Source organism: Tepidiphilus sp. HLB4 (assembly GCF_054823945.1).
Genome location: NZ_JSYB01000018.1, coordinates 99616 through 109077 on the forward strand (window position 1 = coordinate 99616; position 9462 = coordinate 109077).

Here is a 9462-nt window from a genome sequence, read left to right on the forward strand (position 1 = left end):
TTCTTCCAAGTATTTCGGGGTTGAAGGACATGGCCAACACGGCTCAAGCTCGCAAGCGCGCCCGTCAGGCGCTCAAGCGCCGCGCGCACAATCGCAGTCTGCGCTCGCGCCTGCGCACCGCCATCAAATCGGTGCGTCAAGCGCTCGCTACTGGCGACAAACAGCAGGCCCTTGCCGCTTTCCAGGCGTCGCAGGGTGTGATCGATTCGATGGCCGGAAAAGGCATCATCCACAAGAACGCCGCCGCGCGCTACAAGAGCCGGCTGATGGCGCGGATCAAGGCGCTCGGCTGAAGAATCGCCAAAGATCCTTCTCGCCTTGGCGAAGAAAAGGCAGCTCAGGGGCTGCCTTTTTCTTGCCTTGCGTTCTCCGGTCCGTCTTCGTCATCGGAAGGTGGCGTTTCTTCGTCGGGGAAACGCAGCTGGAGGTCGTTGTCCTTGGCGAAGTTGAGCAAGAAGTGGTAGGCGAGGGGTTCGATGTCGTAGAGCCGGGCGTCGACCCGCACGGTTTTGGCGCCATTCTCGTCGGGGCCGGGCTGGACGTAGGGCGAATAGCGCATTTTATGGTCGGAGCCGAACTGCGACATGATGCCGCACAGGCGCTCGGCCCAGTCGCTGGGACGAAAGCGCTTGCCTTCGGAAGTGAGCCCGACGATGACGAAATTGCGCACGGTGGGTTTCATGGGAGGCCCGTCGAGAGTCGATCCGGCGTCACGCGAAAAGTCCAATTATAGCCCAGCCCGCCGTCCGGCCGATGTCGGTGCGGTCGCGATCCGGACGCTTCGGGGAATTTTGATGCGATAATCCTTCGTTCGTTGCGCGGTCGAATCGTTGCCGTGCCCATCGTGGAGGGAATTCGCCTCATGTTCGAAGTCATCCGTCGCAAGCGACGCATCGCCCAGGGTATTCTGCTGCTGCTGATCCTGCCCTTCGCCTTCTTCGGGATCGAGCGTTATTTCTCCGGCGGTCCCAGCCATCAGGAGGCGGCAAAGGTAGGCGATGCGGTCGTGACCACGGCCGAGCTGCGCCAGGCGGTGGAAGAGCGCACGGCGCAGCTGCGCCAACGGTTCGGTGAGAATTTCGACGCGCGCATCGTCCGCGACCCCGCGTTCGTCGAGAGGGTGCTGCGCGAGCTCATCGAGCGCCGTCTCGTACAGGTCGAGGCGGCTCGGCTGGGAGTGGTGGTAACGCCCGAAGCCTTGCAGCGGGCGATCGCCTCTTTCGAGGTGTTCCAGCAGGACGGACAGTTCTCCTATCCGCGCTACGAGGCGGTGCTGCGGGCTCAGGGGCTCACCCCTAAGGCGTTCGAGGCGATGCTCGCCCAGGATCTGGCAGTGCAGCGCCTGGTGGAACCGATCGCGCAGGGGGCCATCGTGCCGCGCGAGCAGACGCTGCAGCTGGTGGCGCAGCAGCTCGAAGAGCGCGAGGTGAGCGTGGCGGTGCGCGCCGCTGCCGACGAAGCCGACCCCGCCGGGTTGACGGAGGAGGCATTGCGCGCCTACTACGAGGCGAACGCGGCGCGTTACGTCGCACCGGCCAAGGTTCGGCTGCAGTACCTCCTCGTCGATGAAGAAGAGATCGGCCGTGGGCTTACGCCGAGCGAGGCGGATCTGCGTGCACTCTACGAGCAGGCACCGGAGCTCTTTCGCGATCCGGCCAGCCAGCAGGTGCGGCCCTTCGAGGAGGTGCGCGAGGCGCTGGCCGATTCCTGGCGCGTGCGTCAGGCTCGGCAGCGCTACGGGGAAGTGCGCGAAGAACTGGGCAACGCCGTGTTCGAGGCGATCGACCGGCTCGACCCCGTGGCCGAGCGTTTTGGCCTAAGAATCCACGAAACTGAACTCGTGCCGCTGGAGGAAGTCGAGATCGCCGGCGTGAAGAGCGACAAGCTCATCGCTGCGCTCAAGGAGGCGCAGGCCCAGGGAGGGCAGAACCTCGAACCGGTCGAACTCGCCCCCGGCAAGCTCGCCGCGGTGCGCGTGGCTGAATACGTGCCGCCGCGGGCTCTTTCTTTCGACGAAGCGCGGGCGCGGGTGATCCAGGACCTGGCGCGGGAAAGAGGCCGTGAGCGGCTGCGGGAACTGGCGCCGCAATGGCTGGAACGCCTGGAAAAGGGTGAGGCAGTGCCCGAGCTCGCGTGGCAGCCCAAGCGTAGTCTGACCCGGGCTTCCAATGCCTTGCCGCCGGAGCTCGTCGACGAGATCTTCAAGGCCACGCCTCCCTGGCCGCGCTATCTCGGCTGGGAAGCGTCCAATGGGGATCGCTGGTTCGTGCGCATCGAGGGCGTGCGCCGACCGCAGCTGCAGGCGGACGACCCGATGGTACAGTTTGCCGGCGAGCGCATCCGCTCGGTGGTGGGCAACGTGGAGTGGCGCGGCTGGCTGAAGACGCTGGAGACGCGTCACCCCGTCGTGATCCGGCGCGAGGCGCTGCAGGAGCTCACCGCGGCGCCCTGACAAACTTCCGCCGGGGCAAGCAAGCCCGGCGGATTCACGTCATTCTTGTTCAGGGTTTCCGAGCGCGGTGGTATTGAAACCCCCGTCGACGTAGAGAATCTCGCCGGTGATGCCGCTCGCCAGATCCGAACACAGGAACGCCGCGGCGTTGCCCACTTCTTCGATCGTGACGTTGCGCCGCAGTGGGGCGTTGTGCTCGTTGAATCGCAGCAGCTTGCCGAAACTGCCAATGCCCGAGGCGGCCACCGTCTTGATCGGTCCAGCCGAGACGGCATTGACGCGCGTGCCTTCGGGGCCGAGGCAGGCGGCCATGTAGCGCACCGCCGCTTCCAGGCTCGCCTTCGCCAGGCCCATGATGTTGTAGTTGGGCATGGTGCGCACGGCGCCGAGGTAGGTGAGGGTGAGGAGCGAGCCATTCCGGCCCTTCATCATCGGCCGGGCGGCCTTGGCGAGCAGGGGAAAGCTTGCCGCGCTCACTTCCTGCGAGATGCGGAAGGCTTCGCGCGTGAATCCATCGAGGAAGTCGCCGTCGAGTGCTTCGGTAGGGGCGTAGGCGATGGAGTGCACCAGGCCGTCGAGCCCGTCCCAGTGCTGGCGCAGCGCCGTGAATAGCCCTTCGATCTGCGCGTCGTCGGTGACGTCGAGCGGAAAGGCGAGCTCGGAGTCGAATTCCGCCGCCATCTTGCGGATGCGCTCTTCGAAGCGTTCGTTCTGGTAGGTAAAGGCGAGCACGGCGCCTTCGCGGTGCATCGCCTTGGCGATGCCGTAGGCGATCGAGCGGTTGCTCATCATTCCGGTGATGAGGATCTTTTTGCCGGCGAGAAAGCCCATCGGGTGTGCTCCATCGTAGTTTTATGGTGTGGCGGCGATTATACGGCAAGCCCGCGTGGGCTTTCGTATCAGCGCTTCTCGCGCATCAAGCGGGCCTTTTCGCGCAACCAGTCGCGCTCTTTTTCGGCCTCGCGCTTGTCGTGCTGCTTCTTGCCCTTGGCAAGCCCGATCGTGGCCTTGATGCGGCCGCGGGAGAAGTGCAGATCGAGCGGCACGAGCGTGTAGCCGGCGCGTTCCACCTGGCCGATGAGCCGGTCGATCTCGCGTCGGTGCAGCAGCAGCTTGCGCGTGCGCGTGGGGTCGGGATGGACGTGGGTCGAGGCGCTCGCCAGCGGCGTGACGTGCATGCCGAGCAGGAAGAGCTCGCCATCCTTGACGATGACGTAGGCTTCCTTGAGGTTCGCCCGGCCAGCGCGGATCGCTTTCACTTCCCAGCCCTGCAGCTCGATGCCAGCCTCGAAGGTTTCTTCGATGAAGTAATCGTGGCGCGCCTTGCGGTTTTCGACGATGCTCATGGACGGCGTTCCGGTGACGTGCTGGGGTAGAATCGTCGATTATAGGTGAGCAGCCGGCGAAAGCACACGATGGCCGAGGTCCATAAGCGCGTCTTGATCGATTCTCCGGCGGCGGCGATGTTCGAGCTCGTCGACCGCTGCGAAGACTATCCGCAATTCCTGCCCTGGTGCGGCGGCGTGACGCTGCACCGGCGCACCGACACGGTGACCGAGGCGACGCTGCGCGTGGATTTTCATGGTATCAAGACCCATTTCACCACGGTCAACGACAAGGAATTCCCCCACCACATGCGCATCCGCCTCAAGGAAGGGCCTTTTCGTCGGCTCGAAGGCGAGTGGCGCTTCGTGCCGCTGGGCGAGGGGGCGTGCCGTGTGGAGTTCGATCTCTACTATGAATTTGCCTCCCGCTTGCTGGAGAAAGTCCTCGGGCCGGTGTTCAACCGCATCGCGGCGACTTTCATCGATGCCTTCGTGCAGCGGGCGCGGACGCTGAAGGGCGAGGGCGGTGGCTGAGCTGCGCGTCGATCTCGTCTATGCGCCGGCCCCGGGGGTGATCGAGCGCGTCCCCCTCATCCTGCCCGCGGGGGCGACGGTGCGCGACGCGGTGGAGCGATCGGCGATTCTCGAGCGCCATCCGGATTTGCGGCCAAGCTGGGAGCGGGCCTGCAGCCTTTTCGGGCGGCTCGTGCCGCCGGAGACGCCGCTTGCCGACGGCGACCGGGTGGAACTCACCCGGCCACTCATCGCCGATCCGAAAGCGGTGCGCCGGCGCCGTGCCCGAACACCCCGCGACAAAAACCCCGAGGAGCGCACGGCTCCCTGAGGCGCTCTCGCCGGTATAATTCCGTTTTGGTCCAAGGACTGTACCATGCGACTGCTGAAGAAAGCCCTCACCTTCGACGACGTCCTCCTCGTTCCCGCCCATTCCGCCATCCTGCCGCGCGACGCGGACCTCTCCACCCGGCTCACGCGCGAGATTCGCCTGAATCTGCCTCTGGTGTCCGCCGCCATGGATACCGTCACCGAGGCGCGCCTGGCGATCGCGCTCGCCCAGGAAGGCGGCATCGGCATCATCCACAAGAACCTCACGCCCAAGCAGCAGGCGGCGGAAGTCGCCAAGGTCAAGCGCTTCGAATCCGGCATCTTGAAGGATCCGGTGACCATCCCGCCGACGATGACCGTGGGCGAGGTGCTGGCCCTCACCCGTCAGCTCGGCGTTTCGGGTCTGCCGGTGGTCGAGCACGGCAAGGTGGTGGGCATCGTCACCAACCGCGACCTGCGCTTCGAGACGCGCTTCGATGTGCCGGTGGCCACCATCATGACGCCGCGCGAGCGGCTCGTCACCGTGCGCGAGGGGGCGACGCTCGAGGAGGCGAAGGCCCTGATGCAGCGTCACCGCCTCGAACGCGTGTTGATCCTCGACGAGCACGACGTGCTCAAAGGGCTCATCACGGTCAAAGACATCCAGAAATCGAGCGAACATCCCCTCGCCACCAAGGACGAACACGGTCGCCTGCGCGTGGGGGCTGCGATCGGCGTGGGCCCCGGGACCGAGGAGCGCGCCGAGTTGCTGGTGGCCGCCGGCGTGGACGTGCTGGTGGTCGATACGGCGCACGGCCATTCGCAAGGGGTGCTCGATCGCGTGCGCTGGGTCAAGCGCACCTATCCGCAGGTGCAGGTGGTGGGCGGCAACATCGCCACCGCCGAGGCGGCGCGGGCGCTGCTCGATGCCGGCGCCGACGGCGTGAAAGTGGGCATCGGCCCGGGCTCGATCTGCACCACGCGCATCGTCGCCGGAGTGGGCGTGCCGCAGATCACCGCGATCGACGACGTGGCCGCGGCGCTGGCTGGCACCGGCGTGCCGCTCATCGCCGACGGCGGCATCCGCTATTCCGGCGACATCGCCAAGGCGCTCGCGGCCGGGGCCGATGCCGTGATGCTGGGCAGTCTCTTCGCCGGGACGGAAGAGGCGCCGGGCGAGACGGTGCTCTACCAGGGGCGTTCCTACAAGGCCTACCGCGGCATGGGCTCGCTCGGAGCGATGCAGCAGGGAGCGGCCGACCGCTATTTCCAGGACGCGAGCGCCAACGTGGAGAAATTGGTGCCCGAGGGCATCGAAGGCCGGGTGCCCTACAAGGGTCCGGTGAGCGCGGTGATCCACCAGCTGGTGGGCGGCGTGCGCTCGGCCATGGGGTATCTGGGCTGCCACACCATTGCCGAGCTGCAGGAGAAAGCGCAGTTCGTCGAGATCACCGCCGCCGGCGTGCGCGAATCGCACGTGCACGACGTGCAGATCACCAAAGAAGCCCCCAACTACCACGTCGATTGATCCCATGACCCAACACGACAAGATCCTGATCCTGGATTTCGGCTCGCAGCTCACCCAGCTCATCGCGCGGCGCGTACGCGAGGCGCAGGTCTACTGCGAGATCCATCCCTTCGACGTGGGCGAGGACTTCATCCGCGCCTTTGCGCCCAAGGGCATCATCCTCTCGGGCGGGCCCAATTCGGCCTACGCGGCGCTCGACTGGCGCGCGCCCGAGGTCGTCTTCCGCCTGGGGGTGCCGGTGCTGGGCATCTGCTACGGCATGCAGACCATGGCCGAGCAGCTGGGCGGCAAGGTGGCCGCGAGCGGAAAGCGCGAATTCGGCTACGCTGAAGTGCGCGTCACTGCCCCAAACCGCCTTTTCGGCCCTTTGCACGACCGGCGCGACGAAGAAGGGCGCGCGGTGCTAGAAGTGTGGATGAGCCACGGCGACAAGGTAGTCGCGCTGCCACCGGGCTTTGCCGTGATCGGCAGCAGCGACGCCACCCCCATCGCCGCCATGGCCGACGAGGCGCGCGGCTTCTACGGCGTGCAGTTCCACCCCGAGGTGACGCACACGCTCAAGGGCAAGGAGATGCTCGAGCGCTTCGTGCACGAGATCTGCGGCTGCGGACGCGACTGGACCATGCCCGACTTCATCGGCGAGGCCATCGCCCGCATCCGCGCGCAGGTCGGCGACGAGGAGGTGATCCTAGGGCTCTCCGGCGGAGTGGATTCGTCGGTGGCCGCAGCGCTCATTCACCGCGCCATCGGCGATCGGCTCACCTGCGTCTTCGTCGACAACGGGCTGCTGCGCCTCAACGAGGCCGAGCAGGTGATGGCGACTTTCGCGCGCAACCTAGGCGTGAAGGTGATCCACGTCGATGCGAGCGAACGTTTTCTTTCGGCGCTCGCTGGCGTGGCCGATCCGGAGCAGAAGCGGCGCATCATCGGGCGCGTCTTCGTCGAAGTCTTCCAGGAAGAGGCGGCGAAGCTGCCGCGCGCGCGCTGGCTCGCCCAGGGCACCATCTACCCCGACGTGATCGAATCGGCCGGCGGCAAGACGAAGAAGGCGGCGAGCATCAAGAGCCACCACAACGTGGGGGGGCTGCCCGAGACGCTGAATCTGAAGCTCCTCGAACCGCTGCGCGAGCTCTTCAAGGACGAGGTGCGGGAGCTGGGCATCGCCCTCGGATTGCCGCACGACATGGTCTATCGCCACCCTTTCCCCGGACCGGGGCTGGGGGTGCGCATCCTGGGGGAGGTGAAGCGCGAATATGCCGACATCCTGCGCCAGGCCGACGCCATCTTCATCGACGAGCTGCGCCGTGCCGACTGGTACGACAAGGTGAGCCAGGCCTTCGCCGTGTTCCTGCCGGTGCGCAGCGTCGGCGTGATGGGGGATGCCCGCACCTACGAGTACGTGATCGCGCTGCGCGCGGTGCAGACGCAGGACTTCATGACGGCTCATTGGGCGGAACTGCCGCATGCGCTCTTGGCCCAGGTGTCGCACCGCATCATCAACGAAGTGACTGGTATCAACCGCGTGGTCTACGACATCTCGGGCAAGCCGCCGGCGACGATCGAGTGGGAATGATTAGATGTCTGGAAGCAACCAGAGAGAACAGGCAACAAGTTTTCGGTAAGTCATTGTTAGGGATAAAAAAACAGAAATTTTTCTAGCAAGGTCTAGCAGCGTCAGGCAGGGGTAAGCGGTCGATTTTTGCTGGTATATTTGCTGGCATTCTGCGATCTGGTATCATGGGCTGCGGCGGATGCCATCGACCGAGCGCAGTGCCCGAGATGGTATCGATATCCGATAACTTATTGACGAACAAAGAAAAAATGCCGTATTTCGGCGCTTTTTCGGTGATGGTATCGAGATGCTGTCCGACACCAAGCTTCGCAGCCTCAAACCCAGCGAGAAACCGTACAAAGTCGCCGACCGCGACGGTCTGTATGTGGTCGTCACTCCCGCGGGGACGATCTCCTTCCGTTACAACTACCGACTCAATGGTCGCCAGGAAACGCTGGTGCTCGGCCGTTATGGGGCCGATGGCATCACGCTGGCTGAAGCGCGAGAAAGGCTCCTGGCCGCGAAAAAGTTGGTCAGCGAAGGTAAATCACCGGCGCGACAGAAGTCCAGGGAGAAGCGGAAGATCAGAGACGCCGAAACGTTCGGCTCCTGGGCTGAACTGTGGCTCAAGCATTACCCGATGGCTGAGTCCACAAGAGACATGCGCCGGTCGGTCTATGAGCGTGATCTAAAGGAACCGTTTGGTCGACTCAAGATGACGGAGATCGGCCACGAAGATCTTCGGCAACTATGCGACAAAATCGTGGCGCGAGGTGCGCCGGCAACAGCCGTTCATGCGCGTGAAGTCGTCCACATGGTGTATCGGTACGCGCTGGATCGCGGGCATCGTTATGAAAACCCCGCGGAACTCGTGCGGCCCGCATCCATTGCGCGCTTCCAACCAAAAGACCGAGCGCTATCTCCGCAAGAGATCTGGTTGCTTTATCAATACTTGGAGCGCGTATCGACCGCACCGACCATTCGCTTGGCGGTCAAGTTGCTGCTGTTGACGATGGTCAGGAAGTCGGAATTGACCGACGCGACGTGGGACGAAGTCAACTTTACTTTGGCGACCTGGACCATTCCAGCGGAACGGATGAAGAGAAAGCGTCCGCACGTGGTGTACCTGTCCCGCCAAGCATTGGATATTTTTATTGCCCTCAAGACGTGCGCGGGTGGGTCGCGTTACGTCTTGCCGTCCCGCTACGATCCCGACATTCCCATGAGCAAGGCCACACTGAATCAAGTGACGACCCTGGCGTGGAAGGCGGCGCAGGAAGATGGGAAGCCTTTGGGGAAGTTTTGCGTCCACGACTTGCGGCGGACGGCATCCACTCTGCTTCACGAGGCTGGCTACAACACGGATTGGATCGAGAAGTGCCTCGCCCATGAGCAAAAGGGCGTAAGAGCGATCTACAACAAGGCTGAATACGCCGATCAGCGTCGCGTCATGCTTCAGGATTGGGCAGACATGATCGACCTTTGGGTAAAAGGCGACCCGGCGCTTTGGGCTGTTGTGCCGCCGCCTTCCTCTCCGCTATCCATGCTTCGACCTCCCCCAGATCCCATGCCACCGATCGCGGAGTGAGGGCGAATCGTCTCGGGAATTCGCCGCGCTTTTCAAGCTCGTAAATCGTCCGATCCGATAGCGGAACGATCTGTAGAAGCTGCTTGCGGTTGATGAGAACGCGGCCAGGAATCTTGAGTTCGTCTTCTTGGATGATGCGCATATCGGCTGCTCTCAAAAACGTACGTGTCAGGTCCCGGACGATTGCGTGGCACT

General features: G+C 64.2%; 10 protein-coding genes and 1 pseudogene. 7 read left to right on the top strand and 4 right to left on the bottom strand.

The features are described from left to right. The first annotated feature begins 29 nt into the window (after positions 1–29). Positions 30–293: a 30S ribosomal protein S20 gene (gene rpsT / locus OA56_RS04875; protein WP_055423533.1), complete on the top strand. Its 264-nt coding sequence runs from the start codon at positions 30–32 to the stop codon at positions 291–293. A 44-nt stretch (positions 294–337) separates the two neighbouring features. On the opposite strand, the gene OA56_RS04880 is transcribed toward rpsT, so the two are convergent. Further along, positions 338–682 carry a DUF3579 domain-containing protein gene (locus OA56_RS04880; RefSeq protein ID WP_461583783.1) on the bottom strand — a complete coding sequence of 115 codons (345 nt, stop codon included), beginning with the start codon at positions 680–682 and terminating at the stop codon, positions 338–340. Positions 683–862: 180 nt separating this feature from the next. On the opposite strand from OA56_RS04880, the gene OA56_RS04885 reads away from it, so the two are divergent. After that, a complete protein-coding gene (locus OA56_RS04885; RefSeq protein ID WP_055423535.1) occupies positions 863–2452 on the top strand; it encodes a peptidylprolyl isomerase in 1590 nt (529 codons plus the stop codon). 39 nt (positions 2453–2491) lie between these two features. On the opposite strand, the gene OA56_RS04890 is transcribed toward OA56_RS04885, so the two are convergent. Both OA56_RS04890 and smpB read right to left on the bottom strand, forming a co-directional pair. Further along, positions 2492–3283, bottom strand: coding sequence for an enoyl-ACP reductase FabI (locus OA56_RS04890; protein WP_055423536.1), 792 nt, complete (start codon positions 3281–3283; stop codon positions 2492–2494). Positions 3284–3351: 68 nt separating this feature from the next. Beyond that, the gene (smpB, locus tag OA56_RS04895; protein ID WP_028874893.1) at positions 3352–3798 is read right to left on the bottom strand and encodes an SsrA-binding protein SmpB; all 447 of its coding nucleotides are present in this window, start codon (positions 3796–3798) and stop codon (positions 3352–3354) included. Positions 3799–3867: 69 nt separating this feature from the next. On the opposite strand from smpB, the gene OA56_RS04900 reads away from it, so the two are divergent. The 5 genes from OA56_RS04900 to OA56_RS04920 all read left to right on the top strand — a co-directional run bounded on the left by OA56_RS04900 (position 3868) and on the right by OA56_RS04920 (position 9267). Then, positions 3868–4311 (top strand): type II toxin-antitoxin system RatA family toxin, encoded by a 444-nt coding sequence (locus tag OA56_RS04900; protein ID WP_055423537.1) that lies wholly within the window; start codon positions 3868–3870, stop codon positions 4309–4311. After that, complete coding sequence (locus OA56_RS04905; RefSeq protein WP_461583786.1) at positions 4304–4621, top strand: RnfH family protein; 318 nt, start codon at positions 4304–4306, stop codon at positions 4619–4621. Before OA56_RS04900 ends, OA56_RS04905 begins: the two co-directional genes overlap by 8 nt. Before the next feature lie 45 nt (positions 4622–4666). After that, the gene (gene guaB, locus OA56_RS04910; RefSeq protein ID WP_461583789.1) at positions 4667–6127 is read left to right on the top strand and encodes an IMP dehydrogenase; all 1461 of its coding nucleotides are present in this window, start codon (positions 4667–4669) and stop codon (positions 6125–6127) included. 4 nt (positions 6128–6131) lie between these two features. Further along, the gene (guaA, locus tag OA56_RS04915) at positions 6132–7700 is read left to right on the top strand and encodes a glutamine-hydrolyzing GMP synthase (protein WP_461583791.1); all 1569 of its coding nucleotides are present in this window, start codon (positions 6132–6134) and stop codon (positions 7698–7700) included. 286 nt (positions 7701–7986) lie between these two features. Next, positions 7987–9267, top strand: coding sequence for a tyrosine-type recombinase/integrase (locus OA56_RS04920; protein ID WP_461583793.1), 1281 nt, complete (start codon positions 7987–7989; stop codon positions 9265–9267). A 10-nt stretch (positions 9268–9277) separates the two neighbouring features. Here the strand turns inward: OA56_RS04920 and OA56_RS04925 are convergent. Then, positions 9278–9409, bottom strand: a pseudogene (locus OA56_RS04925) (helix-turn-helix transcriptional regulator); the annotation flags it as partial. Positions 9410–9462 lie beyond the last annotated feature (53 nt).